Annotated in this window: 23 protein-coding genes; 9 read left to right on the forward strand and 14 right to left on the reverse strand. The window is 53.1% G+C overall.

Annotation, left to right across the window (positions count from 1 at the left end):
* Positions 1 to 310: 310 nt before the first annotated feature.
* The 14 genes from yihG to pilB form a co-directional block, all read right to left on the reverse strand.
* On the reverse strand, positions 311 to 1249 hold the full coding sequence (gene yihG, locus J3364_RS20295) for a 1-acylglycerol-3-phosphate O-acyltransferase, YihG family (protein WP_349559980.1): 939 nt from the start codon (positions 1247 to 1249) through the stop codon (positions 311 to 313).
* Between the two features lie 19 nt (positions 1250 to 1268).
* Complete coding sequence (locus J3364_RS20300) at positions 1269 to 1664, reverse strand: YkvA family protein (RefSeq protein WP_349559981.1); 396 nt, start codon at positions 1662 to 1664, stop codon at positions 1269 to 1271.
* Between the two features lie 3 nt (positions 1665 to 1667).
* Positions 1668 to 2579 (reverse strand): glucosaminidase domain-containing protein, encoded by a 912-nt coding sequence (locus J3364_RS20305; RefSeq protein WP_349559982.1) that lies wholly within the window; start codon positions 2577 to 2579, stop codon positions 1668 to 1670.
* Positions 2580 to 2906: 327 nt separating this feature from the next.
* Positions 2907 to 5081, reverse strand: a complete 2175-nt coding sequence (locus J3364_RS20310) for a hypothetical protein (RefSeq protein ID WP_349559983.1) — start codon at positions 5079 to 5081, stop codon at positions 2907 to 2909.
* Positions 5082 to 5295: 214 nt separating this feature from the next.
* Positions 5296 to 5850: a YfaZ family outer membrane protein gene (locus J3364_RS20315; RefSeq protein ID WP_123632533.1), complete on the reverse strand. Its 555-nt coding sequence runs from the start codon at positions 5848 to 5850 to the stop codon at positions 5296 to 5298.
* 149 nt (positions 5851 to 5999) lie between these two features.
* Positions 6000 to 6197 (reverse strand): DNA gyrase inhibitor YacG, encoded by a 198-nt coding sequence (yacG, locus tag J3364_RS20320; protein ID WP_349559984.1) that lies wholly within the window; start codon positions 6195 to 6197, stop codon positions 6000 to 6002.
* A 143-nt stretch (positions 6198 to 6340) separates the two neighbouring features.
* Positions 6341 to 8689, reverse strand: a complete 2349-nt coding sequence (locus J3364_RS20325) for a hybrid sensor histidine kinase/response regulator (protein WP_349559985.1) — start codon at positions 8687 to 8689, stop codon at positions 6341 to 6343.
* 151 nt (positions 8690 to 8840) lie between these two features.
* On the reverse strand, positions 8841 to 9581 hold the full coding sequence (gene tsaA, locus J3364_RS20330; protein WP_349559986.1) for a tRNA (N6-threonylcarbamoyladenosine(37)-N6)-methyltransferase TrmO: 741 nt from the start codon (positions 9579 to 9581) through the stop codon (positions 8841 to 8843).
* The gene (locus tag J3364_RS20335; protein ID WP_349559987.1) at positions 9578 to 10663 is read right to left on the reverse strand and encodes a hypothetical protein; all 1086 of its coding nucleotides are present in this window, start codon (positions 10661 to 10663) and stop codon (positions 9578 to 9580) included. The genes tsaA and J3364_RS20335 overlap by 4 nt, the downstream gene beginning before the upstream one ends.
* Positions 10638 to 11096: an HIT family protein gene (locus tag J3364_RS20340; protein ID WP_349559988.1), complete on the reverse strand. Its 459-nt coding sequence runs from the start codon at positions 11094 to 11096 to the stop codon at positions 10638 to 10640. Before J3364_RS20340 ends, J3364_RS20335 begins: the two co-directional genes overlap by 26 nt.
* The gene (coaE, locus tag J3364_RS20345; RefSeq protein ID WP_349559989.1) at positions 11093 to 11722 is read right to left on the reverse strand and encodes a dephospho-CoA kinase; all 630 of its coding nucleotides are present in this window, start codon (positions 11720 to 11722) and stop codon (positions 11093 to 11095) included. The genes J3364_RS20340 and coaE overlap by 4 nt, the downstream gene beginning before the upstream one ends.
* 15 nt (positions 11723 to 11737) lie before the next feature.
* Complete coding sequence (locus J3364_RS20350) at positions 11738 to 12613, reverse strand: prepilin peptidase (RefSeq protein ID WP_349559990.1); 876 nt, start codon at positions 12611 to 12613, stop codon at positions 11738 to 11740.
* 93 nt (positions 12614 to 12706) lie between these two features.
* Positions 12707 to 13924, reverse strand: coding sequence for a type II secretion system F family protein (locus J3364_RS20355; RefSeq protein ID WP_349559991.1), 1218 nt, complete (start codon positions 13922 to 13924; stop codon positions 12707 to 12709).
* A 2-nt stretch (positions 13925 to 13926) separates the two neighbouring features.
* Positions 13927 to 15642: a type IV-A pilus assembly ATPase PilB gene (gene pilB, locus J3364_RS20360; protein ID WP_349559992.1), complete on the reverse strand. Its 1716-nt coding sequence runs from the start codon at positions 15640 to 15642 to the stop codon at positions 13927 to 13929.
* A gap of 320 nt (positions 15643 to 15962) precedes the next feature.
* On the opposite strand from pilB, the gene J3364_RS20365 reads away from it, so the two are divergent.
* The 9 genes from J3364_RS20365 to J3364_RS20405 all read left to right on the forward strand — a co-directional run bounded on the left by J3364_RS20365 (position 15963) and on the right by J3364_RS20405 (position 25585).
* On the forward strand, positions 15963 to 16400 hold the full coding sequence (locus tag J3364_RS20365; protein WP_349559993.1) for a pilin: 438 nt from the start codon (positions 15963 to 15965) through the stop codon (positions 16398 to 16400).
* Between the two features lie 76 nt (positions 16401 to 16476).
* Positions 16477 to 18393 (forward strand): hypothetical protein, encoded by a 1917-nt coding sequence (locus J3364_RS20370; RefSeq protein ID WP_349559994.1) that lies wholly within the window; start codon positions 16477 to 16479, stop codon positions 18391 to 18393.
* Positions 18386 to 19240, forward strand: a complete 855-nt coding sequence (locus J3364_RS20375) for a glycosyltransferase family 2 protein (protein WP_349559995.1) — start codon at positions 18386 to 18388, stop codon at positions 19238 to 19240. Before J3364_RS20370 ends, J3364_RS20375 begins: the two co-directional genes overlap by 8 nt.
* 242 nt (positions 19241 to 19482) lie before the next feature.
* On the forward strand, positions 19483 to 20808 hold the full coding sequence (locus J3364_RS20380) for a lipopolysaccharide biosynthesis protein (protein WP_349559996.1): 1326 nt from the start codon (positions 19483 to 19485) through the stop codon (positions 20806 to 20808).
* A 4-nt stretch (positions 20809 to 20812) separates the two neighbouring features.
* A complete protein-coding gene (locus tag J3364_RS20385; protein WP_349559997.1) occupies positions 20813 to 21571 on the forward strand; it encodes a class I SAM-dependent methyltransferase in 759 nt (252 codons plus the stop codon).
* Positions 21568 to 22170 carry an HAD-IB family phosphatase gene (locus J3364_RS20390; protein ID WP_349559998.1) on the forward strand — a complete coding sequence of 201 codons (603 nt, stop codon included), beginning with the start codon at positions 21568 to 21570 and terminating at the stop codon, positions 22168 to 22170. The genes J3364_RS20385 and J3364_RS20390 overlap by 4 nt, the downstream gene beginning before the upstream one ends.
* Complete coding sequence (locus J3364_RS20395) at positions 22146 to 22820, forward strand: NTP transferase domain-containing protein (RefSeq protein WP_349559999.1); 675 nt, start codon at positions 22146 to 22148, stop codon at positions 22818 to 22820. The genes J3364_RS20390 and J3364_RS20395 overlap by 25 nt, the downstream gene beginning before the upstream one ends.
* 134 nt (positions 22821 to 22954) lie before the next feature.
* Positions 22955 to 24424 (forward strand): CDP-glycerol glycerophosphotransferase family protein, encoded by a 1470-nt coding sequence (locus J3364_RS20400; RefSeq protein ID WP_349560000.1) that lies wholly within the window; start codon positions 22955 to 22957, stop codon positions 24422 to 24424.
* 60 nt (positions 24425 to 24484) lie between these two features.
* Positions 24485 to 25585 (forward strand): glycosyltransferase family 4 protein, encoded by a 1101-nt coding sequence (locus J3364_RS20405; RefSeq protein ID WP_349560001.1) that lies wholly within the window; start codon positions 24485 to 24487, stop codon positions 25583 to 25585.
* Positions 25586 to 25593: the final 8 nt, after the last annotated feature.

Genomic DNA, 25593 nt, shown 5'->3' on the forward strand with positions numbered 1-25593 from the left:
CGCCTTGGGCGCCGCTATGCGGAAACTGGTGCAGATGGCCTACGGCGTGCTGAAGCACCAGCAAGGCTACGATCCTCAGTGGGCAGCGTAAGCCCATTGAGGACTGTAGGGACAGATGGTATCTACGGGGTTTGAGGCCAATCTCATTCAGTTCAATAGCGGCCCAGCCAGTTCCTGACAACCCATGCTCCGAGCACGTCCTCGATAGAGGGAGCGTCCGATGCCCACTTATTGTTGGGCTTCCTGCGTCAGCCCAACCTACGCTCGTTGCGCGCCTGAGTAGTCACTGGGGCATGGCACTGAAGTAAGATCAAACGAGCGTCGCCTCTTTCTTCGGAATCGCGGTATCCGAACCGGCATGCCCCATCAATCGGTCGATCCGACGATCCTTCGCCAGCCACAGGTCATCGACCCAGGCCTGGAATTCCTTTCTCAGCTGCTCGTCGCTGGTGTAGTCCATACCCAGGAAGTGAGCCGGTATCTCAATGGTGCGGACGTCGACGATCACGCGCTTGATCCGTCCACAAAGATAGTCCCAGAACCCGTGCCGGCGATCGGGATAGACAATGGTGACGTCTAGCAGTGTATGCAGTGTTTCGCCCATCGCGCCGAGTACGAAGGCCGTGCCGCCGGCCCGGGGCTTTAGCAGGTGTTTGTAAGGCGACTGTTGGGCATCGTGCTTGGCCTGGGTAAAGCGGGTGCCTTCCATGAAATTGAAGACAGTCACTGGCGTGTAGTGAAACTTCTCGCAGGCGGCGCGGGTGGTTTCCAGGTCCTTGCCTTTCAGGCTCGGGTTTTTGGCCACCTGTTCCTTGGTGTAACGGCGCATGAAGGGGAAATCCAGAGCCCACCAGGCCACGCCCAGCAGAGGCACCCAGATCAGCGCCTGCTTGAGGAAGAACTTGAGCAGCGGGATGCGGTCGTTCAGGACGTACTGGATGACCGGGATGTCCGCCCAGGATTGATGGTTGCACGTCACCAGATACCAGTCGTCCTGCGACAGCGCGTCAACACCCTCAACCTGCCACTCAATCCGGTGGAAGAGGTCGGCCAGGCGGTTGTTGAAGCCAATCCAGAGGTAGGCGATCCAGCTCAGCACCACGGTGCAGCCGGCACGGACCGGGCGGATGGGAACGATCAGCTTGATGAACGCAAACAGCAGAAGTACCGGGAACAGGACCAGCGTGTCTGCGAGTATCAAAAGGGCAGCCAGGCACCCTTTGAGTGTCGCAGGCAAAAAATTCAGCATGACGTTGTCTCGTTAGCGATCAGAGCGAATCCTGAGGGATGTCTGGCTTTCTGGACTCGCCCATCAACTGGTTGGTTTTTGCGCGGGCCTGGTCGCGGATTGCCGGTGTGACATGGACACCGAGCGCGGCGAGTGCGGCCAGCATGACTGAAATATCGTCCGTGTAACCCAGGACCGGTGTGAGGTCGGGGATGGCATCCACCAGGCTGATGAAATAGCCCAGACTGCCGGAAATGACCGTCTTGCACCACAGCGGTGTGCCCGGTGCCCGCATGGTATAGAAGAGCGTCAGTCCCAGCGCCAACGGCTTCCGCCCGAGGTTGTAGGCGCTTTGCCGCAATTTATGGCGAAATCCGGTTTCCGAGTAGTGTCCGGACCACTCGGCGATCCGGCTGCTTTCCGGTTGTGTCTTCACAGGTCAGCCCTCGCTTTTCGCAATGCCTCCCGGCGTGAACGCCGCCTTGTCTCCGGTCGCCAGCTGGAGCAACTCCGGCAGGGTATTGCTGCTACCAATCAATGCTTTGTATTCCTTGTCATAGTATCCAAGGTTGTTGTGCCGGATCATAGCCTGGATTTCCTCGACGTAGGCCGCTCCGCGCTCAGAGTAACCAATCAGACCCTGAGCCAGTGCGATGCCGCCGGGGAAGCGATCCTTCGTGCGGGCCTGCTCACGGGTATTGCGCAGGGCCTGGTAGCTGTCGTGTCGGTTGAGATTGGTGATGTAGGCCCGGATCGACTCATAGGGAGACTGGAACGCCGCTACCTCGTGCGTCGCACCCTTTGCACGGCTACGGGGCACCAATCCGCAGCCTCTGGTAAAACACCACTGGCCGAACAGGTTATTTCCCTGGGTCGCAAAGCGTGAGGTGCCCCAGGCCGATTCGTTGGCCGCCTGGGCCATAATCAGTGACGGCGGGATGACGTCGAGGCGACGATTAAGCTTGTCGTACATTTCGGATGAGGCGACTTCAGCGTCCACCCGCAGGCGCTTGGCCTGACGTTCCAGCCAAGCGCTTTCCTGATCGGTCAGCTCCGATTTGCCTTCCAGAATCTCCAGGTTGTCACGCAGCATCAGGACGCGCGTGTTGGCGAGAACAATGCGTGGATACAGGAAGGAGAAAAACGCGGCTTTCTTTTCGGCGGTGTCGTGATACCCGGAAAAGTCCGGCAGGTCCGCCATGGCCCAGTCCGGAAGCGGTGGCAAGGCATCCAGGGTCGCGTTGTCCTGGTCGTACTCCGGCTGGTAGTCGGCGGGCTTGTGGAATGCGCCCCATCCAAAAGCCAGGACCAGCGTAGCGGCCATGGCCGTCAGTTTTACACCTGCTGACATCACGTTCTCCATTACTGCAGTATGACGCGTATTGTAACAGGTTACGTTTGGGGCACTGTTTGGTTCAGTTACAGTGGGTATATAGGGCGTTGCAAAGGCATCGCGGGTGACGCCCAGAATCTGTAGGTTGGGCTGACGCAGGAAGCCCAACAAACCAGGTTTGCGGCCAAACTCATTCAGCTCAATGGTTGCCAAATCGGTTTTTGAGTACCCATGATTTATGCATATCCGCGATAACGGGAGCTTCCGGTGCTCACTTATTGTTGGGCTTCCTGCGTCAGCCCAACCTACGCTCTGGGGCTATTGTAGCGCTCTCTGTACGTTCTTCTACTCCGGCTCAGGGGCGCCAAGTAGCAGGCCGATGTACTCCTCGCCGGAGGCCTTCGTTTCACGGTATCGCAGCACCATAAATTCGCGGTCACTGGACAGGTAGCCGTCCAGGGTGATCGTGCCGTCGCTGCTGTCGAACGTCAGCCGGTCATCGGATCGCGTGTAGGTCAGATCGATATTGGCATCGCTGACCGACGTCGGCGTTTGTTGGCTTGTGGTGCTGATGGATTCCCTGATCTGGAAACCGGCCAGCGACACGGTGGCTTCCTCTGCCGAGACATCGATGATCGACAGCCGGCCGCCATCCACCTGTCGCAGATACTGTTCGTCGTCGCCCAACCCGGCGATGGTGCCGGACAGTCGGTAAGTCGCCTCTTCGGGACCGCTGCTGCCTTTTTCCAGGGCAAACAGGATACCTTGTCCATTCACTGGATTGTCCAGGTTGAACGCCAACAGGCTGGCGTCGGGATTGCTGGCGCCAATCCCTTCAACGTTGTAGAAACCGGTGGTGCTGTCGTATAGCAGGTTAAGTCGGCCGGTATTGGCTTCACCGGCATTCAATTGGGACGTGCGGTTGCCGACACTCGCGTTTTCGTCCCGGTTAGGGGCGGTCGTGTCGACGGCACCGCTGGCGTCCCTGCGAATGGCCTCTGCGGTGGCCGTCTGGTTGTAGTCGCCATTACCCGAACCGCTCCAGTCGCCAATAAACGATTCGGCGCGGAACGGGTAAGTGCTGTCACCGAGTTGGACGGAAAAGCTGATGACGTTGTAGCCGGAGTGCAGGGTATCTGTATCGAAATCATCACTCTGTGCGAGGCCCACGTCGAACGCCGACACGAAATAGGTTTCCAGCTCATCCTGGCGCTGATAGTTACCGTCATTGTCCTGTTCCAGTTCGATGGCTTTGCCGGCGCTGAAGTAGTTGGCCAGGAGCGTGTCCGGGTAGTCATCGGCGGACAGCAGGATGTGCGCGTCCAGGAAGTAGGGATTGCGGGTCCAGCCAACGGGCAGGGAGCCGGTCTTATCGGTGATGCTCTGGTAGAGTGACGAGCCGGCCAGTAACCGGTCCTGGTTGACGATGCTGGCGGCGCTGGGAGAGGTGGCATGGCTGTTGATTTCCCAGAAGCCCCGGCCCTTGGTGTCATAGAGGCCATTGTCGTAGCGGTCGAGGGTGGCGCGCTCGTAAGGGTAGTCGCTCGCCATCGAGGTCACGTTGATGCCGAAGACCGAGAAGGACGTCATGCTTAAACTGGGATAAACGTAAGAAACGCCATTGCTTTCAAGGCGCTCCTCATAAGCACGCTGCGTGGCCCACTGTGCGGCGGTGCCGCTGGAAAAACGACTGCTGCGGCCCAGTTCCAGCCCGAAATAGACGCCGTTCATATTGACCGAGTCGGCCGAAATGGCGCTGGTGGACACGGGGGACACCTGGGCCAGTTCAGCCATCCGTTTGACGTAGTTGGCCAGGTCCGTGCGATTGGCCAACAGGCTGACAGCGCCTTCCAGGGAGGTGCCGTCGGGAATGTTGATCTCGAAGTCCTGGATCTGGTCGGCCAGGGTCGACCAGACAAATTTGTTGATGCACAGACCTTCGCTGTCGGTGGACTCGACACAGCCCATGACCGCCGCAAATTCGCTGCTGTTGTAGCCGCCCAATCCATAGCGGACCACGTATTCGGAAAACGGGTTTACCTTGACGTCGCGGTCGCGGTCGGTGGCAAAGGCCCGTATGCGGGTGCTGCCATATTCCACCTCAATCAGCACGTCGGGGCCGACTGGCTGGCCGTCCGGGAAGTTAATGATGGTGTAGCCGTCGTCGTCCTGGCGTTGCTCCGTTTCGACGGTGCTGATTTTGGTCAACGTCTGGTTGGTTCTATAGACATTGACGCTGTCGGGTTGCACCAGATGCAGGTTGCGGCGAGACAACGGGGCATTGGGAGCCAGAGACTGAGGCACTTCCACCGTGATCCGGACCTCGCTCTTGGCCAGGCCCGATGAATTGTTCGAGTCACCTGTGCTGGATTCGGTGAAGTCTTCAGCGGGGTTTTTCTCGCCCGAGAAACTGTTGGGGCGGTCGCCGGCCCCCTGGACCGCGTCGTCTCCCCCGCCGCCACAGGCGGTCAGCAGGGTGGTGAGGGTAATGACACTCAGCAGGCGCAGGGCTACGGACATAGAAATCGGGCATCCAGGATTTTTAAGTTCCCGGCAGATTAGCAGGACCGTTAACCCGAAAAAGTGAGGTTTGGCACGGAACGGAGAGGAAGGCCTATTTCGGCGTGTTGTGCGTTAGCGGGGGGGGGGGGGGGGAGATCGATAAGCAGAGAAATAAAAAACGGGATTCATCCAGAATCCCGTTTCTTGCTGAAAGCCCTCTGACGTTCGGGCTTTAGAAGTAGAGCTTCATACCGGCCATGGCGCCTTCATCCAGATCGATGTCGCCGCGGGGGTCGAGATCGGTGTTCAGGTAGCGGTAGCCAGCGAACAGTTCGGCGTTGCGAATGACCCGATAGCTGACCCGTCCTTCGAAACTGGTCATATCGTCGGAGTCCCCGAAGGACAGGATGCTGGGGGCATAGTGCAGGGCGCCAGTCACCGACAGGCCAGGAACGTTAGGGATGTTCATGGTGGCGAAACCGCCGATGCCCACCGCGCCGCCATCAAAGTCGTCATCATCCCAGCCAATACCCTGAACGCCGATACCGGCGGTTGTTGGCAGGTTGCCCAGTGCCGTGCGGCCTTGCGCGTGCAGGTCCAGGTTGACGATGTGGCGGCTGCCTTCGTGGTAGGTGTAGCCGGCGCCGGCCTGGAGATCGGCGGTGTTCGGCATGAAGTCGATCTGGCCTTTGGCGGAATCGTTGGTCAGGCTGAGATCAAAATCGGCAGCCAGCGCCGGTGTGGCGGCCACGGACAGTGCCAGAATGGAAAGGCGGCAATATTTCATGGATTTACCCTTATCGTTCGTTGGTTCTGCGGCCCATAGTAGCCATGGGCTAAGGGCCTCTCAACTTAACATCTGGTCATTCAACCGGGTCTTCCATGACGCCGATCAACGGGTTACAGACGTATTAGTCTGAATCCCGATTGAGTAGTTCAGTGCTTCGGAAAGTCTTGCTCGTTGTCAGCGTCCGGAAATTCACCCGGGTCGGCGTCCTCGGCAGGGATTCGGAATTCCTCGTTGGCCCAGGCGCCCAGGTCAATCAGCTTGCAGCGCTCGCAGCAGAATGGCCGATAAGGATTGTTGACGTCCCATTCGACGTCGTTTTTGCAGGTTGGGCAGGTGACAAGCATGGATCTCTGACTACCGGTTGAGATTGCCCCGTTTGCGTTGGGGAAACGTGTTCAACGCAAGGACGGGATGGACCAGACAAGGTGCAAAGAATTGATTTAACAGGCTATCTATCCGTTGCATCCTGAGGCCTATGTTAACCGGCTCAGACGTCGATTGCACTCCGGCAGAACTGTTCGATCACGGCCCGGAGCATCTCCATGTTCACGGGCTTGGCAACGAAGGCGTCCATACCCGCCCGGCGACAGCGTTCTTCGTCCTTCTCCATCGCGCTGGCGGTCAGCGCAATCACCGGCACGGCCGGCTGATTGAGTTTGCGTTCGCGCTCGCGCAGACGCCGGGTGGCTTCGTAACCGTCGACCCGGGGCATCACGCAGTCCATGAAGATGATGTCGAACTCGTGCCACTGGATCAGGCCCAGGGCGGCTTCGCCATCGTTGGCTGTGGTGACCTCACACCCCAGCTTCTCTAAAAGTCGGCGGGTGAGTGTGCGGTTGACCGGATTGTCCTCGACCAGCAGAACGCGCATGCGCTGGCTGGGCAATGGGTGTTGGCTGCGTTGTTCCGGGCTGGGCTGCAGGGAGAACCGGGTCAGGAACGCGCGCTCGCCGCTGGCGCGATCACTGAACATCTGGTGCAGGATCGGGGTCAGGCAGGACTCTCGTAGCGATTTACTGAGGAAGCCGTCCGCGCCGGCCTGTCGGAAGTGTTCTGCGTCGCCGCGCTGCGGGTTGGAGGACAGCACAAGGATGCGGGTGTCCTTCCAGGCAGGATTCTCCCGCACCTGCTGGCAAAGGAGATCGCTGTCCATATCCGGGACGAAGCCGTCCAGGATCATGGCATCGAAGGGGACGCCGCTGTCACTGCTCTGACGCAGGGTCAGCAGGGCTTCGGCGGCGGAGTGGACGGCTTCGATCTCCACTTCGTTGCGGGACAGCATCTCCAGGGTGATTTTGCGGGATAGTGCGTAGGAATCCACCACCAGCAGGCGTCTACCGCGGATCATGCGGGTGTCCGGGCGTACACGGGTGGTGCCTTCCGGTGCGGTGGCCAGGTCCAGTTCGATCCAGAATGTGGAACCTTCGCCGGCGCAGCTCTGGACATCCAGGTGCCCGCCCATCAGTCCAATCAACTGCCGGCAGATGGTCAGCCCCAGGCCGGCTCCCGGCAACTGCCGGCGAAAACGTTGTCCCAACTGGACGTAGGGTTCATAGACCAGCGGCAGATCTTCAGCGTGGATGCCCACCCCGGTATCTTCAACGGCAATGCGGACCTGAATGCGGTCGTCCTTGTGGCCGAGCACTTCCAGATTGACCAGGACATGTCCGGAATCGGTGAACTTGATGGCGTTGGAGGTCAGGTTCAGCAGGATCTGCCGCAGACGGATCGGATCCCCGCGCAGGGCGCTGGGCAGGTTCTCATCGACGCGCAACTCCAGCGCCAACCCTTTCTCCCTCGCCCGCTCGCCGAGCATGACCACCAGGTCATTGAGGGTGTCGCGCAGGTCGAACGGAATGTCCTCAAGCACCAGCTTGCCGGCTTCCATACTGGAAATGTCCAGCAGGTCGTTGATGATGGCGGAAAGGCTCTCGGCCGAATTCTGCAGGGTTTTGACGAAATCCCGTTGCTCATCGTCAAGTTGCGTATCTTCGAGCAGGCTGGCATAGCCGAGGACGGATTGCAGGGGCGTACGCAGTTCATGGCTGACGTTTGCCAGGAACAGGTTCTTGGCATGGTTGGCCCGCACTGCCTCATCCCGTTCGTCCCTTGAGCGCAGGCTGGATTGGCGCAGGTCTCGGGCCTCTTCCAGCAACTGGGCGCGCATGATGTTCAGGGCATGCTCGACTTCGCTGAGTTCATCGGCCCGGCGTGGCGGGCGGCGTCGAAGCTTGAGCGGGGCAATCAGGGCGTCAAAATTGAGCCGCTTGATGTAATCGGAAATGGCTTCCAGGTGTCGGGTCAGTGTCAGGCGCACAATGACCAGCAGGCCCAGGGTGCCCAGCATCACGATCATGCTCTGGAACAGCAGCAAAATCAGGCCGCGGCTGATCACCTCCTGGTAGACCGTGCTCAGAGACGAGCTTATGGTCAGCGTGCCCAGCTGTTGTCCCTGGTGTTCGCCGTCGCTCATCTTGATCGGGTAGGTCTGCTCAATGCGATCATGATCGACCGGCTGGCCCGCGCGAAAGACATCGCCGGTTTCGGAACGGACCTCGGCGTACTGCATCGACGGGAAGGCGAGCAGTCCATCAAGACTGGTTTCCACGGCCTTGAAATCAAGCATCCAGAGGTTGCTGCTCAGCACCGGTTGCAACATCTCCGCGGCGCGGTTCTGGACTTCCTGCAGCTCACTTTTGCGACGGCCGAATTCACCCATCATCTGGGCGCCTGTGGCGACAACGGAGAGCAGGAAACTGAAAATCAGGACGTAGACCAGCAGGCGTGCCGCGAGTGGCCGGACACCGAATTTCTTGAGGGATGTTCGTAATGCCACGCTACCGTTTCCCTGGTGAAGTGATGCGACTACGGCAAACCTGAGGCATCTGTGTCATGCAGTTGGCCCCATTTCATGCACCGAATGCCCGGGCGTGTTCAGAGGTTACTTTATTACAGATGTCTTCTGCAGCCCTGTTCTGGCTGAAATCTCAGTCTAGCAGACTTATCGTCAAAACGGTCACGCCTGACCCGCTGAAGCGGAAGCGGACATTGTGGTCGTACAGGTGCGCGCCATAGATCCGCTCCTCGATGCGCCCCCGGCGAAAGGATGGGCGTGGATCGTAGGCCACCACGTCTTCGATCAGCGCGCGAAACTCGGGGTAGCGCTCGGCATCCAAGGCGTTCAATTGGGCCTCGGCTTCTGCCGCAAACTCGACTGGCAGTCGCTCGGTGGGCGGCGTGGAAGCCCACGGGATCTCGGCATCCGGGACCGCATCGGCAAACGGCAGGTAGGGTTTGATGTCGAGGATGGGCGTTCCCTCGATCAGATCATGCTCCCGAATGCGCAGCACCAAGTCGCCGTCATGCCGGCGCAGCCCTTCATTGCGCACGACGGACAGGCCCAGGCTGTTGGGGCGGAAAGGTGAGCGGCTGGCAAACACCCCGACTTTTTTGTTGCCGCCGAGTCGGGGCGGGCGGATTGTCGGCCGCCATTCGGCCCTCACGGCTTCATGGAACTGGAATGTCAGCCAGAGATGGGAGCAGTCTTCGAGGCCCCGGAAGGCGTCTTCCCGGTTATAGGGCGGCTGTATGACCAGATCCGCCCAGGCATGTCGGGTGAGCCCAGGTTGGCGGGGTACGCCGAACTTGTCCTGGAAACAGGAGCGGGTGATCGCAATCGGTTCAAGCGTCAGGGCGTCCTGAGCAGGCCGGGATGGATGTCGGCTCATCGGATACTTCCGGCAAAATACATTTCGATACGAAAGGTGATGGAGGTGGTTTCACCGAAATTGTCGTCCCGGTAAAAGTTTACGGCCGGGATGGCCTCGCCATAAAGCCAGGTGCTGTAAAGGCGATAACGGTAGGTGAAATCAACGAAGTATTCCGTCGGACGCCATGAGGGCTGGCTCTCGCCGAGAACGCCCATACGGGGATTCAGTTCGGCCCGGTTGTTGGGGCGGCTGTAGAGGCTGAAAATCTCGGAAAATTCGAAGTTCCGGTCAGAATGCACCCAGCGTAATTCGGAGGCGCTCCGGAATCGCCATTCGCCATACAGCTTGGAAAACCCAATCCACGTGCTTTCGCCCCAGCCGTCCTGGTGAAAATAATAAACGCGCTGGTCGATATCCAGGTCCCAGTCGTCGACGAGGTCAAAACGGCCTCGGGAGCGTGCGCGCCAGAAGGCATCCGGTGGTAGTCGCAGACGGGCACCGACGTCGTTGGTCAAATTCAGCGTGTCGGTCAGATCGGTGATATACCGCAACGCACCGGTGGCCTCGGAGTCACTGCGTTCATTCTCGGTTAATTGGCGGTCGCGATCCCGTTCCGAGAGGGATTTGGTTTCCTCGCTGTCACTTTCCACAACCAGGCGCAGCTTTTCTTCGACGGTGGGCAGGTCCAGCTTGAAGCGGGCTTCCGGCTGGATTTGGGCCAAATTGCCGGTTTCCGAGCGTGTGGCGAAACCGATCCGCAGGTAACTCTGGTTGTCTGGAAGGGCGAGCTGATCGCCGGCCAACGTCTGGTCGGCCCATGCGCCCATGTTCTGGACTTCCTGGGAGCGTTCTTCGTGCTGTCGGATGATCCACTCGGAGGTGTCCAGCCACCATGAGTCCTGCGGTTGGGTGTAGCGCTGGTCCTCGGTGTAGGTAAAAAAATCCGGGTCCAGCGCGTCCATCCGCAAAGGAGAAACGAACGGCTCCTCCCGATCTGCCGTGCTGCCCAGGGCGGCGACCGGAAGAGCGGTGAGGCAAAAAAAGAGCGCCTTGGCGTAGCTGGTTGGACGTACTCTATTCCCGGAAACGATCGATTTCATGCCGAAGCGCTTCCGCCTGTTGTTGCAATACCGCTGGCTTCTGGCGAGGACCGAACAAGCCGGTCACGTGCAGCAGAAGACGTCCCATGGATTTCAGGTTGTCCCGGGATTCCCGGGGAATGACGTGGATATGAGCATGCGGCACCGTCTGGTTCGCTGCCTTGCCATCGTTCAGGAGGATATGGGTTCCCTGCAGTCCCCAACCGAGTTGGCGTTGTGCCTTGAGTACCCGGCGAGCAACCTGGAACAGTCGATCCTGAAAAGTACCTTCCAGCTCGGTTATCTGAACCGCATGTTGTTTTGGAATAACAAGAACGTGGCCCCGTCCAAGCGGATGGATATCCATAAAAGCGCTGCATTCAGCGTCTTCGTAGACCAGGGCGTGGGGCGCTTCATTAGCCGCGATCTGGCAAAAAATGCAGGGCTTGCTCATGAACGTTGATCCACAGAATTCGCGTCCAGCAATGCGTGAAGCGCTTTGACCTCGTCTTCGACCACGGCGAGAGGTTGGGTGTTATCAACCACGTGATCGGCTTTCTGGAGTCGATCCTCCCGGGGCATCTGTGCTGCAATAATGCGCTCCACCTGGTCTCGATTGTTCTGATCGCGACTCATGGTGCGTTCGATCTGCGTTTCAACAGGCACATCCACCACAATGACCTCATCCGCCAGTTGGTGCTGATCGGTTTCCAGAAGTAGCGGAGAAACCAGCAAGACATACTGATGAGGATAGTCCGACGGAGCGGGTTCATCATCCAGCCAAAGCTGACGTCGGATCTCGTTCCGAATGATGGGGTGGAGCAGGTTCTCCAACCATTGCCGCTCGGCTGGCGCTTCAAACACGATCTGCCGCAAGGCCGCGCGATCCAGTGCTCCTTCGGGTGTCAGGATATTCTTGCCAAAGTGCTCAGCAATCCGGGCCAGCGCCTGCGTTCCGGGCTCCACGACTTCACGGGCAACAATGTCTGCATCCACCGCATGGACACCCAACTCCTGGAAGAACCGGGCGACCGTGGACTTGCCACTGCCAATACCGCCCGTCAGACCGATGACTCTCAAGGGATAGACCTGTTGTTATACTTTGAGGAAGTTGACCCAGGCTGCTGTCATCTCAGGGCCGAACCAGAGCGCAAGCAGACCGGCGATCGCCAGATAGGGCCCAAACGGTATCGGCACCTCGCGCCCATGGCCACGGAAAACGATCAGACTGATACCGATGACGGCCCCAACCACGGACGATAGCAGAATCACCGCCGGCAGCAATTGCCATCCGAGCCAGGCCCCCAGGGCGCCTAACAGCTTGAAATCACCATGTCCCATGCCTTCCTTGCCGGTTACCAGCTTGAACAACCAGTAAATGGACCAGAGGGACAGATAGCCAAAGATGGCGCCCCAGAAGGCGCTGCTGAAATCGGTCAGTACTCCGAAGTAGTTGAGAATAAGACCCAGCCAGAGCAGGGGAAGGGTGATGCTGTCCGGTAGAAGCTGGGTATCGAAATCGATCACGGTCAGGGCGATCAATGCCCATACCAGAACCAGCGCCCAAAGCCCCTTTTCGCCAGCGCCCAGCCAGGCCACGGTAAAGACCGACAGAATGGCAGTGGCGGCTTCAATCAACGGGTAGCGAATCGAAATCGGTGCTTTGCAGGTGGCGCACTTGCCGCCGAGGAACAGGTAGCTGATGACCGGGATGTTTTCCCAGGGCTTGATCTCGTGCCCGCATTTTGGGCAGGTCGAGTTGGGGGAGGAGAGGGTGAATTTCTTTTCGGGCTTTCGGTCACTTTCTGGAATTTCAAGAAACTCCTCGCATTGGCAGCGCCAGTCCTGCTCCATCATTTTGGGGAGGCGGAGGATGACGACGTTTAGGAAGCTGCCGATGCAGAGGGAGAGAAAAAGCAGAACGGGGTAAAGAAACGTTGGGTTGTTGAGTAATGCTTCGAAGGTCGGCATGAATGGCCTTGAATTAGAAGATTCGGGAAAGCTTCAGGGCCTGCCGTCCAGTGACAAAAAGTTCACCGGACGACAGAATGGTGCAGCTTTAATCTAAACAACTTGCCCCATTTGGAATATTGGCAGGTACATGCCGACGATCAGGCCACCTACAAGTACACCCAGAACAGCCATTATAAGCGGTTCCATCAATGCCGTGAGATTATCTACCATATCGTCAACCACCGACTCATAGTGGTCTGCAACCTTTTCAAGCATCGAATCGAGGTTGCCCGATTCCTCACCAATTGCCGTTAACTGAACGGCCATCACCGGGAAAACACCGGTCGCTCTCATTGATGCTTGCAGTTGTGTACCGCTGGATACATCGTCCCTGATTCTGCCAATTGCATCTCGATAAACTGCGTTGCCCGTTGCTCCAGCTACCGACTCAAGTGCATCGACGAGGGGGACGCCTGAGGCAAATGTTGTTGATAGAACGCGACCGAATTTTGCGACTGCGGATTTATCAATGATTTCTCCGACAATGGGGAGCTTGAGAATGTACTTATCTATGGCGTCTGAAAATTTGGGTGACCGGCGTTTTGCTTCTTTGAATGCAAAGATAAAACCAACGATTCCCAATAGAACAACAAACCACCAAGCTTGCATCCATTCCGAAATTCGGATTATAAACTGGGTGAAAACAGGTAGTTCTGCTCCGAAACCATTGAAGAGAGACTCGAACTGTGGCACGACTTTCACCAGCAAAATAGCTGTAACGACGATGGCTACTACCACAATTGCGGCAGGGTACGTCATGGCCTTTTTGACTTTCTTTTTCAAAATTTCGGTTTTTTCTAGATAGGTTGCGATCCTGTCAAGCATTTGCTCAAGAGCGCCGGCTTTCTCGCCAGAATCGACAAGATTGCAATATAGGTCATCAAAGTACTTTGGATGTCGACGCAACGAGCCCGCAAAACTAGTCCCCGATGCCACATCGTTTCTTAGTGCGATAACGAGTTCCTGAAGCCCTTTGTTTTCCATGCCGTCCGCAACGATATCGAAGCTTTGAACCAGTGGGACACCTGCCTTCATCATGGTCGCCATTTGCCGAGTGAGCATTGCGATATCGAAAGGCGAGATTTTTTTGCTACCACCAAAGAGCGGCTTGGGTTTCTTTTTAACCTTGTCGGGCATAATGCCCTGCTTGCGGAGCTGGGCTTTTACCAAAGCCAAGCTTGGGCCTGAGAGCTCCCCTTTGGTTTTGTTGCCTTTGCGGTCCTTGCCTTCCCAGACAAAGGTCGATAATTTCTGCGCGTTTTCTGCCATCGTTAGTCCTTCGTCACGCGGTTCGCTTCCTCAAGGCTTGTCACGCCATCCATGACCTTCTTGAGACCGGATTGTCTGAGGTTTGCGAAGCCTTCCGCTTGAGCCTGTTTTGCAATCTTAATTGAGCTCGCCTCTTCCATAATCATGTTGGCGAGGTTCTCTGTAACCTTGACGACTTCGTAGATGCCGACGCGGCCTTTATACCCACCATTGCATTTATCACAGCCTTTGGGGCGGTACAAAGTAAAGCCTGTTTCAATTTGTTGCTCTGTGAAGCCTTCCTTCAATAACACTTCATTGGGGACGTCCGCCGGCTCCTTACAACTACAGAGCCTGCGCGCCAGTCGCTGGGCGATGATCAGGCTAACTGATGTTGCTATGTTGAAGGCTGGAACCCCCATGTTCATCATGCGAGTGAGGGTTTCTGGCGCACTGTTGGTGTGTAGTGTGGACAGTACCAAGTGACCTGTCTGAGCCGCCTTGATTGCGATGTTTGCAGTTTCAAGATCCCGGATCTCACCAACCATGATCACATCGGGATCCTGGCGCAGGAATGCGCGTAGGGCTTCAGCAAAACCAAGCCCGACCTTGTTGTTGACGTTAACCTGGTTAATCCCTTCCAGATTGATTTCTGCTGGATCTTCAGCTGTAGAAATATTTCGCTCTTGCGTGTTCAGAATGTTTAGTCCCGTATAGAGCGAGACGGTTTTACCCGAACCTGTTGGGCCTGTTACTAGAATCATGCCCTGAGGTTGCTCAAGCGCCTCCAGATACATCTGCTTTTGTTCATCTTCATAACCCAGCGCATCAATCCCCAGTTTGGCAGAACTTGGGTCTAGGATACGGAGGACAATTTTCTCACCCCAGAGTGTCGGAAGTGTATTGACACGGAAATCGATCGCCTTGGTCTTGGACAGCTTCATCTTGATCCGACCGTCCTGCGGCACCCGGCGCTCGGAAATATCGAGCTGGGCCATGATCTTTACACGAGCCGCGATTTTCGGGGCGAGCTTTATGGATGGTTTGGAAACTTCTTTGAGGATGCCATCTGTCCGCGTTCTTACACGATAAACTTTTTCATAGGGCTCGAAGTGAATATCAGATGCGCCGCCTCGAATAGCGTCTAATAGCACCTTGTTGACATATTTTACTATAGGGGCGTCATCGACATCCGATGCGGCAACCGCAGCGTCGTCGTTATCCTCTTCCCCCCCTTCAACATCAATGTCTTCAAGGTCGGAATCTTCCAGATCCCCCATAGATGTCTCGTGGGATTCCAGATACCGATCAATCATCTCCCGAAGCTTGGCATCATCAACCAGGATTGCGTCTGTGCTCAGCCCGGTGTTGAACTTGATTTCGTCCAATGCTTGGATGTTTGTGGGGTCCGAAACGGCGATAAACAGTCGTTTCCCTCGCTTGTAAAGGGGGAGGGCGTTGTGTTTTCGAACCAGTTTCTCGTCGACGATCTTCTCCGGCAACATTTCCGGGAAAAATGAGTTCAGATCAAGAACGGAGACGCCGAACTCCATCGCGGCGGAGAATGCTAGCCCCCGGCTATCTGCCAGGTTGTTCTGAACCAGATAGGTGATCAGCGGGATCTTGTTGTTGGATGCCTGGATAAATGCATCGCGGGCTGAGGCTTCATCGAGCAGTCCGTCCTCAACGAATCGGCGGGCAAGTCCGGTCAGGGTAACGTTCTGATTGCTTGGCGGCATAAAATTGAGTGCTGTCGACAGGTTGCTGAATGTTTCTGAAGCTCAAGTTTAGATCGGACCTCAGCGTTTTGAAAGGTTCGCTTGATTACTAGGAGTACTGATCTTCCTTCGCTTGAGCGGGTGACAAAAAATGTCAGTAGACGGCGCTCTATGTCACTGCCTTTTAGTGTTGGTGGCGAAAAGTTGCGCTACGGACCTTTCCATTAGCCTGATTTTGCTGGGCATTTTTACATTTCTTGCAATTGGCATGGTTCCTGCTGGAGTTCTGGTAGGCTTCCCCGACCGGGGTGTCAAACGAAAGGAATAATGCGGAGATTTATATGAAGCGCGTACAACAGGGTTTTACTTTGATCGAACTGATGATAGTTGTTGCGATCATCGGTATTCTGGCGGCGGTGGCGATTCCGGCCTACCAAGACTACACTGCGCGTGCTCAGGTGTCTGAAGGTGTTAACCTTGCAGCTGGACTTAAGAGCACTATTAGCGATATCTGGGCTAACGAGGGTTCTCTTACTAACGCTGATAGTAACAACGCGGGGCTCCCCGTGGCGACTGATGTCAAGGGTAGTTATGTAAGTCAGGTGTCCGTCTCAGATGGCCTGATCACTGTGACTATGAAGAACTCCGATGTGTCCAGTGGCATCAAGGGTAAGACGTTCCAAATCAGCCCGATCACTGGCACGGGGTCCATGATTTGGACCTGCAAAAAAGGCAGTGGATCTATGGATGTTAAATACCTGCCGTCAAGCTGTCGTTAATTGGTGGGATGAAGTAGGAAAAGAGGGCGCAACGGCGCCCTCTTTTTTTAAATAGCCGAGACAAGAGTGTGGTTGCATGTTCAAGTTCAACAAAACCGAGTGCTTGTTGGGCGTTCTGGTTTGGTTGGGACTGTTTCTAGCCTATCTGCTATACTCAGCTGGCTTTAGTGGGCCATTTCTTTTCGATGACTTCCCAAATTTGGAGCCTATTGGATATTGGGGAAGTATCGACTCTCTTGAGAAGTTATATTCATTTGTTTTTGGGGGCTTTGCTGGACCCACTGGCCGCCCCGTAGCTCTGTTGTCCTTCTTGATCGATGCAAATTTTTGGCCGGCAGATCCGTATCCTTTTAAGCGCACCAATGTTCTGCTGCATCTGCTGACTACGTGTGGCGCCATCCTCTTTTATTTACAGCTGCTAAAGTCCTTGGGGGCAAATGCTCTTGTAAAAGAGCGGAATCTTTTGGCGTGCATATTTGTTGCTGGGGTTTGGGTTGTTCATCCATATTGGGTCTCTACGGTCCTTTATGTTGTCCAGCGAATGGCAATATTATCAGCATTGTTTTCTATCTTTAGCGTTGTGTTTTTTTTATATGCACGCTCCTCTGTATGTGATCAGCACCGCTTTAATGCGAAAGCATTGATATGGCTTATCTTGGCTGGCACTTTCTTTTTGCTGGGAGTTTATTCAAAAGAAAATGCAGTGATTTTGCCTGTATGTATTCTCGTGCTTGAATTCATTCTATCGGAGCGTCGACCGATAGAGTCACAGGTTTGGCATTGGATTATACGGCTCGGCTGCGCGCTCCCCTCTATCGCTTTGCTTGGCTATATATTTTATAAGGGGCTTGATACTTGGAATCTCACCTCCAGCCGAAGGTCGTTTTCGGTTGGTGAGAGAGTCATAGCCGAAGGTAGGATTTTATGGTTATACATATACGACATTGTTATACCGAAGGCCTATACAGGGGGGTTGTATACCCAAGTTAGCGTATCCGGTGGCGCGCTGAGCCGGGCTCTCGGCGTGCTTGGATGGGGTGTTTTTTTTGCGCTTGCTGCCTTGGGCTTTAGGTTTCGAAAATCGTCTCCTTTGCTTTTCTTGGGTGTAACTCTTTTCTTGGTGGCTCATTTGATTGAGTCAACAGTTATTCCTTTAGAGCTGTATTTTGAGCATCGTAATTACTTTCCTAGTATTTTTCTGTTTCTTGTGCTTTTGCATTTCTTCCAAAGCCAACTCAGAATTTCTCAACTCTTAGTTCGCGGACTCTATTTTGTTTCGATATGTTTGCTTTCGTTCTTGCTATGGATGAGGGCGAATACTTGGTCAGACTACGGCTCATTGGTTAATGCGTGGGCGGATAGGGCGCCATCTTCGATTCGTGCGCAGTTGGAGGTGTCCAAGCTTGCGCTCCAGCGGGGAGATACCGGCAAGGCTTATGAGTATTATCTTAAAGCAAAGTCTATTGGGTCAGAGGATTTGCGAACTGAATTATGGGGTATTTTTGTCGGCTGTAGTATCAAAGGCCGTGTATCTGATGGTTATATAGATTATGTTGTTCGCAATCTCTCCGGCGCCGCTGAAAGTGGGAGTTTGATTAGGTATCTATCAGTGTTGGTGGATGGCCAGCGCAGTTTTGATTGTCAGGGCCTGTCGCCCCTCCGCGTCAACGATATGCTGGATGCGTACAAGCGTTCTAATAAAACAGGCAAGACGGTTGATTTTCAGCTGGAGATGTTGCAGGGCATCAACGCTGTAAACGCTGGTCTGCCAGAGACTGCTGTTGCCTATTTTCGAGAAAGTGTATGGGGTCTGAGATCGGTGAATTCTGGTATGCTCGCTGTATCACATTTGGCTTCAGCAGCATATCGAGAGACTGCGTTGGAACTACTTGATGACGTCGACTCTTCATATAGAAGCGGTTCTCTAAAGGGGAATGACATTGACTATAGTTATGAGATTGACCGGATGAGGAAAAAGCTGAAGCATGACTAGATATTCTGTTGTTATCCCCGCGAAAAATGAAGCTGCAACGATAACTGATCTTCTGGGAGGACTGGTCGACCGTGCCGGAGTGAGCGAGATTATAGTCGTTGATGATGGCTCAGAGGATGAAACTGCCGCTGTGGCGTCTCAATCGGGTGCAACTGTAATATCGCATTCCTATTCGAAAGGTAATGGCGCAGCTATTAAAACTGGAGCTCGCGCGGCTAAAGAGGATGTCATCGTTTTTATGGATGCTGACGGCCAGCACTCGCCTAGGGATATCAAGAGGCTGATTGATAAGCTGGAGTTGGGTTTTGACATGGTGGTTGGGGCTAGGCAGTTTAGCTCCCAAGCGAGCTTGGGTCGAGGTGCTGCCAATTGCTTTTACAATTGGCTTGCTGCATATATGACCGGTCACAAAGTGGAGGATTTGACATCTGGGTTTCGAGTGGTTAAGAAAGCTAACTTTTTAGAATTTATTAACTTGTTGCCTAACGGGTTTTCTTATCCTACTACTTCAACGATGGCTTTTTTTAGAGCGGGCTATAGTGTTGGCTACGTGCCGATTAATGTGGGTCGACGAGAGGGGAGAAGTCATATTAGGCCTGTAAAAGACGGTATTAGATTTTTGCTCATTATTTTTAAAATTGGTACGCTTTATTCTCCTTTGAAACTGTTCTTCCCGCTTTCATTCTTTGTGTTTTTTGTTGGCCTTTGCTACTACGGATATACCTTTTTTTCAATGGGCCGTTTTACCAATATGAGCGCTTTGATGTTTACCACGTCTTTAATAGTATTTATGGTGGGTTTGGTCTCAGAACAAATTACCGCATTGATGTATAAAAACGATCGATGATACTGAGACGTTGCGAGGGAAAAGGTTCTGCTTCTTCCTATTTACCCACGCTGAGCAAATGATTCCGAGCTTCGCCTGTTTGTTGTGCGGGCCGATGCTATCTCGTTGAAAGCGCTTTGTGACTTTGCCAACAGCGAGAGCGTGACGGTGGTAGCAGTGAAGCAGCTGACTTGAATGCCTCTGACATCATATAGGAATGAATGCACTGTTCGGAGCTATCGAACTCTGAATCAATACTTTGCGTGAACAAGAGAAACCAAAAATTTAGGAGGGCTCCCAAAATAGGCTTTGCTTTCGGGTTAATGGCAAAAATACTCAAAGGTCCCATCGCGCTTGGCACAATTCGCACCGGCATGGTGCTGGGTTTGCGTTTATTGCTCCAAGCAGGAAATCTGTTGCTGGTTGCAAGAATGCTGGGCCCAGATTTCTTTGGCATATTTGCAGGTATCGCTGCACTTGCGGTGTTGCTGGGAACGTTGTCGACTTTTGGTACCCAGCTTGTTTTGTTGGGAGAGGTGTCCAAGGACCCGCGCAACCGTGATGGCGTCCTGTCATATGCTATACCGACAACAATGCTGTTTGCTGGTTTTATGTTGTTGTTGTACCTCGGGCTGATGTTGTTTTGGCTGTCGGAAGATGAGGTCACTTGGCCGGTGGTTTTGGCTATTGGATTGGCAGAAATAGTGCTTCAGCCTCTATTTGGCTTAATGTCTACGGAGCATCATGCACTTGGCCGCGTTGCTCGGGCTCAGCTTTTGCAAAATGGCCCGCTTGTATTGCGTCTAATAATGGCTGTAATAATCTTTTATTTTGAGCTGTCTCCCGTTCTAGATATTTATGCTGTAGGTTATCTTTTGGCTTCCATTATTGTGTTGCTGTTGGGGGCATGCTGTTTACCTAAAAGGTGGCCTGGCTGTCGTTGCTGGCACATGCCAAGTAATGATCAATGGAGTCGTGCTTTTGGTTATGCGGCCGTTAATATTAGCAAGGCTGGCCCGGCGGAGCTCGATAAAACATTGGCTGCTAAGCTCCTGGCGATGGATGTGGCCGGCGTTTATGCTGCGGCAGCCCGTGTTGTTGGTGCCATTACACTGCCTGTCACCGCTCTGACTTTATCAGCTTTGCCTCGTTTGTTTCGTGAGAATGCAGAGCAGCACTTTGGTTCATGGCGTTTGCTGAAATGGATGTACTCCTTAGCGTTATTATATGCTTTGATTCTGTCGGCAGTATTGTGGATTTTCGCCCCAATATTGGGGGAGCTGTTTGGCCGCCAGTACGCAGGTATAGGGGATATTATCCGTTGGTTTTGCTTGGCTCCTCCTGGAATAGCTGTACGCTTGATTGCTGGTAACGTATTGATGGCGACAGGAAAGCCATGGTTTCGAGTTGGTTTTGAAGTTATAGGGCTCGGTCTGTTGGTTCTTGTAGGTATTTGGCTGGCGCCGAATTTTGGGGCTAAAGGAATGGCCTTGGCTGTCGTGTGTTCTGAGTGGGGAATGGCTGCAGTTGGTAGTGTATTAATTATTCTGGTGAGTAGGGCGGGTATTTCTCCAAATTCAAAGGCGTAGCTTTATGAGCAGAATTTATTCAAGTCCGGATGATCCCTGTAACCCGCTGATTGACAGTGAGTCCGTCAGTGAATTTTTCAATCAACGGGCCAATAAGATTTCCTCTATTGGGCCGGTTCAGGCCGTTATCTATCAAGATAAAAATCCAGAGTTGGCCAAAAAGCGCAACGAGGCCGAGAAAGATAAGTTGCTGCCGTTGCTTGGCCTGGATGGTTCCGAGCGCGTGCTTGATGTGGGGTGCGGTACCGGGCGCTGGGCGAGTGATATCCTGCCCAATTGTAGTTGGTACCATGGCTTTGATGCTTGTGACGGTTTGGTTACCTATGCCCGGAGGACAAACCTGTCATCCAAGTGTAAATTTTCCACAGCTTCGGCCGATGCTTTTTCTTTATCTTCTCTTGGTGAGAGCGAGGGCTTTAATCGGGTTTTGTGTGCGGGCGTGTTGATCTATCTCAATGATGATGAGGTGGTTAGTGCTCTGAGATGCATCTTCAATGTGCTTGCTCCCGCTGGCCGGGTCCTTCTTCGAGAGCCAATGGGATTGAGTAGGCGCTTGACGATATCTAATCACTACTCGGACGAGTTATCGCAGGATTACAGCGCTATATATAGGACCAAGACTGAGTTGCTTGATATGGTTAAGCTTGCTGCAGGCAATCTGCGAATTACTTTAAAGGACAGTGGGGCTGTCTATGATAGTCCTGCACTTAATAATCGAGCGGACACGAGGCAGCACTGGATGCTGCTGGAGCAATCGGAATGAGCACAGGCTTTTTTTTTGACTTGGATGGCACGGTAACAACTACAGAATTATTGCCATGTATAGCGTCGGAATTGGCTGCTACTGATGAAATCGCAACGCTTACAAAGCTGACTATGGATGGGCATATTCCTTTTGCTGATTCTATGCGTCTGCGTTGCTTGATTCTTGGCCAGATTCCATTGGAGCAAGTGCATTCCGTCGTTAGCTCTGTCCCCCTGGATCCACTGATTGTTGATTTCATCACGAATAGGCCCAAGGAATGTGCGATCGTAACAGGGAATCTGGATATTTGGCTTACACCTTTAATGGAAAGGCTCAGATGCCGTTGGTATACCTCTCAGGCGGCGTTTGATTCTCGTCGCCTGGGTCTTACTCATATTTTGGATAAGGGGCAGGTAATAAGGGGGGTTAAGTCATCAGGTGAATTTATGCGTCATGTTGCTGTTGGCGACGGAGCAAATGATGCTTCCATGCTAGAGCACGCGGATATCGGAATTGCCTATGGTGGCGTTCACTCACCGGCACCTGTATCAGTAGAAGTTTCCAAAATATTAGTCAATTCTTCGGAGTCATTATGCAGTCTGTTGAAGGCGCTGTAATTGCTTGTGCAGGGCTCGGTTCACGTTTAGGAATGGGGCTGCCAAAATGCCTGATTGAAGTTGATGGAAAAACCATTCTCTCCCGATTAATTGAGACGTTGCGCCCTCTTGTACCCCGTATCCATGTGGTCATTGGATATCGTGAGGAGTTGGTGGCGGAGTATTGTGCGCGCTATCATCGAGATGTTGTTTTGGTTCGTAATCCTCAATTCCGGGAGACCAATACCGCTTTTAGCATATTGCTTGGTAGCTTGGGCTTTAGTTCCAAGGTTTTGTATTTGGATGGAGACCTGATTGTCGAGAAAGAGTCCATAGCTCACTTTGTCCGTATGGCTGGCAAATTCCCTTACTTGATCGGGGTGACAGAGGCAAAAAGTGAAAATGCGGTTTTGGCTTTGATTGAGGGGCAGGGTAAGAAGAATGTAAAAGTATCAGCATTTGGTCGGAACCTTGATAGTCGGTACGAGTGGGCTAATGTTTTTGTCGGACCACCGGCTTGCCTTGCGGATGCTTCCAACTATGTTTTTGAGGTTTTAGAGCCATCACTCCCTTTGCCTGCATGCTTTCTCCAATTGCACGAGGTTGATACGCCAAGCGACCTCCGTGCTGCCGAGTTATTTTTGGGTTCCTACGATAGCGGTAAAGAATGAGATTATCTTAGACTCCTGGCGATACTGTGGATAAGGGTATCTCTATAGGTGTTTTCAAGTTTCTGCGTGATTTAGACTGTCGTTGTGTCTGCGAGAGCAAAGAGTGGCTTCACTGTTGGGGGTGCTTTTGTAATATGGAAGAGCAAAAGCCGGTTAAAGTATTGCTATTGCTGCAGCGTCCTGAGGCATGGGTTAACTTTGCCTCCCTTTGGCATTGTTTGAGTGCTCATAAAGATATTGAACCAACGCTTTGGGTCCTTCCTTACAATTATGAGAGTCATGAGCAGTCTGCAATAAAGAAACCGTTAATTAGAAAACTGTTAAGTAACTCTTCTATTCCATATCACGAGTGGAGTGAAGGGGAATATATTTCGAGCAATCAATTTGATTTCGTAATATTCAATCATCCTTATGATCGAGAAAGGCCAAGTTCCTTGTGGGTCGACAAGGTTAAGCAAGTTGTACCCAGAATAATATACATACCCTATGGTCTTGTTATGGGGGGAGGGTATAAAAATATGAGGTTGCAATTTGGTCAGTCAACCCAGGTTCTCGCTTCTGCTGTTATTGCTCGTTCAGTCCATGAAAAAAAATTATATTCCAGATATTGCCCTGTAGGATCCGGGAATGTCTATGTGCTTGGGCAGCCTCGTTTTGATCAAGTAATAAAGGAAATGGCGCGCCCTGTCCCGAAGTTGTATGAAGAGGCGGCGGCGGGGCGGTTGTGTATATTATGGAATTCTCATTTCAGCTTTGGACGTATTCACTCACAGTCTAGTAACTTTTCTACATTTGATTTATTGGGGCCGGAAATTATTGAGTTGGCTTTGGCTATGCGGGAACAGTTATGTTTACTTTGGCGGCCGCACCCAGGCTTGTTTCCTGCAATTGTTCGAGAGGGTTTGCTTTATGAATCAGATATTCCTATTCTGCGATCTGAACTTGCTGATGTGGGAATAATTCTGGATGAGAACCCCGACCATCTCGCTGCATTTAAGTTATCAGATGCATTGCTGACGGATGTCGGATCTTTTCTATTAGAGTATCTTGTAACCGGAAGGCCTATTTTATCGTTGCTTAACCCTGAGGGCGAGCCGCTTAATCCGGAATCGAGGAAACTGATCGAGTATTACGATCGCGCCAGCGATCCCTCGGATGTAAAGCGTTTTATCGAGCGTCTGCTATCTAGAGAGAATAACGCTTTAGGTTTGAAGCAGGCTCGAAGTCAGCACTTGCCTTTGCTTGATGGAAGATCTTCAGAAAGGGTTGTGGCATTGATGCTGGCTCTTCATAGCGGTGAGGATGCAGGAGTTCTCTCTGACCCTTCGACTGAGGCCGATATGGTGCTTGTCGATAAAAGCTTTGATATCCCGGCAGTCGGTAATCAGTGTGAGCAAGTTGTGGAGGAAGATAAGGAAGATATCGAAATGCCTCCGACACTTGCTCGTCTTCTTAGTGGGCTGAGGGCATTACGGGATTTCAAAAAAAATGAAAGTGTGTGGAAGAAAAGAGGTCGCCGGGTAGTTAATCAGGCTCGGATCTTTTCTGTTGAAAGGGTCAAGCGAAGTCTGCTATTGATGCGAATAATGAGAAATTTTCGGTGACATGTTTTCCCTTTGCACGAAGGGGGCTTCGTTCGACAAATGTTTCAGGTGGATGGCGGTTTGAGTATTATCTTTGTATGTAAGCGTTATTATACAGGCAAGGATGTTATTTGCCATCGATTTGGCCGTCTTTACGAACTTCCTACTCAGCTTGCGCGCTTGGGGCATCAGGTAACGGTGCTCTGCCTCGATTACCGCAATACGGATCATCGGAACAGCTTCATGGAAGACTTCGGATCAGGGTCGGTACGCTGGTTTGTTGTTCCTGTATTCAGTATTTTCAGCTTTGAAGTCAGAGAGGCTTATCAAATCATTAAGTCTTCTAATCCATACCTGATCATCGGCTCGTCGGATATCCCATGTTTGTGGCTTACGAGTATGTTGGCTAAATATTGTGGCGTTAACTACGTTGTTGATCTTTACGATAACTATGAAAGTTTTGGGCAGGCTCGTATTCCTGGTTTTCGAAAGGTATTAAAGTCCAGTGTAAGGGAGGCTGGTGCCGTTATTGTCGTCAGCTCTGCATTGAAGGAAAAGGTTATCGACAGCTATATGCCTGGCGGCCCCGTTTTGATAATGAATAATGGCGTAGCGAAGTCTAGTTTTTATGAGGGAGACCGCAAAATCGCACGAGCAACTTTGGGGCTCCCGGAAGGTGTCAAGCTGATAGGGACTGCCGGTAGCTTATCTAAAATGAAGGGGTTGGACACGGTATATGAAGCTTGGTCAAGAGTTGAGAGTCTAACTGACGATGTATATCTTGTTCTCGCGGGGCGTGTCGAGAAAGGCTTCCCCGTTCCTGATGGGGAGAGAGTGGTCTATCTTGGTGAGTTGCCGGAGACTCAGGTTGGAGAGCTTTTCAGGGCTCTGGATGTAGGCATTATTCCAGCGCATGACTCCGAGTTCGGTCGATATTGTTTCCCTCAAAAACTGTATGAGATGCTGGCCTGTAATTTACCGGTTGTAGGGGCCAGAGTTGGTTCGATAGAGGCGGTTCTGCAGGCCGATCCTAATATGCTATTTGCTCCAGGAGATGTGGATAGCTTGGTGGCGACGGTTTTGCAGCAAGTGCGTGGGCCTGTGTTGGCTGTAGGTGTTAAGACTATGGAGTGGGTAGATCTTGTTAAACAAATAGAACCGGTGATATTGAAATCGGTATGATGGTTGTT

The sequence above is a fragment of the Marinobacter sp. NFXS9 genome (assembly GCF_040148665.1).
In the GTDB taxonomy this organism is placed as follows: domain Bacteria; phylum Pseudomonadota; class Gammaproteobacteria; order Pseudomonadales; family Oleiphilaceae; genus Marinobacter_A; species Marinobacter_A mangrovi.

What these genes read in the sequence shown, in the direction of transcription:
- yihG (WP_349559980.1), bottom strand. Translation starts at nt 1,249, where the DNA reads ATGCTGAATTTTTTGCCTGCGACACTCAAAGGGTGCCTGGCTGCCCTT.
- J3364_RS20305 (WP_349559982.1), bottom strand. Translation starts at nt 2,579, where the DNA reads ATGTCAGCAGGTGTAAAACTGACGGCCATGGCCGCTACGCTGGTCCTG.
- J3364_RS20310 (WP_349559983.1), bottom strand. Translation starts at nt 5,081, where the DNA reads ATGTCCGTAGCCCTGCGCCTGCTGAGTGTCATTACCCTCACCACCCTG.
- J3364_RS20315 (WP_123632533.1), bottom strand. Translation starts at nt 5,850, where the DNA reads ATGAAATATTGCCGCCTTTCCATTCTGGCACTGTCCGTGGCCGCCACA.
- yacG (WP_349559984.1), bottom strand. Translation starts at nt 6,197, where the DNA reads ATGCTTGTCACCTGCCCAACCTGCAAAAACGACGTCGAATGGGACGTC.
- tsaA (WP_349559986.1), bottom strand. Translation starts at nt 9,581, where the DNA reads ATGAGCCGACATCCATCCCGGCCTGCTCAGGACGCCCTGACGCTTGAA.
- J3364_RS20335 (WP_349559987.1), bottom strand. Translation starts at nt 10,663, where the DNA reads ATGAAATCGATCGTTTCCGGGAATAGAGTACGTCCAACCAGCTACGCC.
- J3364_RS20340 (WP_349559988.1), bottom strand. Translation starts at nt 11,096, where the DNA reads ATGAGCAAGCCCTGCATTTTTTGCCAGATCGCGGCTAATGAAGCGCCC.
- J3364_RS20350 (WP_349559990.1), bottom strand. Translation starts at nt 12,613, where the DNA reads ATGCCGACCTTCGAAGCATTACTCAACAACCCAACGTTTCTTTACCCC.
- J3364_RS20355 (WP_349559991.1), bottom strand. Translation starts at nt 13,924, where the DNA reads ATGGCAGAAAACGCGCAGAAATTATCGACCTTTGTCTGGGAAGGCAAG.
- pilB (WP_349559992.1), bottom strand. Translation starts at nt 15,642, where the DNA reads ATGCCGCCAAGCAATCAGAACGTTACCCTGACCGGACTTGCCCGCCGA.
- J3364_RS20365 (WP_349559993.1), top strand. Translation starts at nt 15,963, where the DNA reads ATGAAGCGCGTACAACAGGGTTTTACTTTGATCGAACTGATGATAGTT.
- J3364_RS20370 (WP_349559994.1), top strand. Translation starts at nt 16,477, where the DNA reads ATGTTCAAGTTCAACAAAACCGAGTGCTTGTTGGGCGTTCTGGTTTGG.
- J3364_RS20375 (WP_349559995.1), top strand. Translation starts at nt 18,386, where the DNA reads ATGACTAGATATTCTGTTGTTATCCCCGCGAAAAATGAAGCTGCAACG.
- J3364_RS20385 (WP_349559997.1), top strand. Translation starts at nt 20,813, where the DNA reads ATGAGCAGAATTTATTCAAGTCCGGATGATCCCTGTAACCCGCTGATT.
- J3364_RS20390 (WP_349559998.1), top strand. Translation starts at nt 21,568, where the DNA reads ATGAGCACAGGCTTTTTTTTTGACTTGGATGGCACGGTAACAACTACA.
- J3364_RS20395 (WP_349559999.1), top strand. Translation starts at nt 22,146, where the DNA reads ATGCAGTCTGTTGAAGGCGCTGTAATTGCTTGTGCAGGGCTCGGTTCA.
- J3364_RS20400 (WP_349560000.1), top strand. Translation starts at nt 22,955, where the DNA reads ATGGAAGAGCAAAAGCCGGTTAAAGTATTGCTATTGCTGCAGCGTCCT.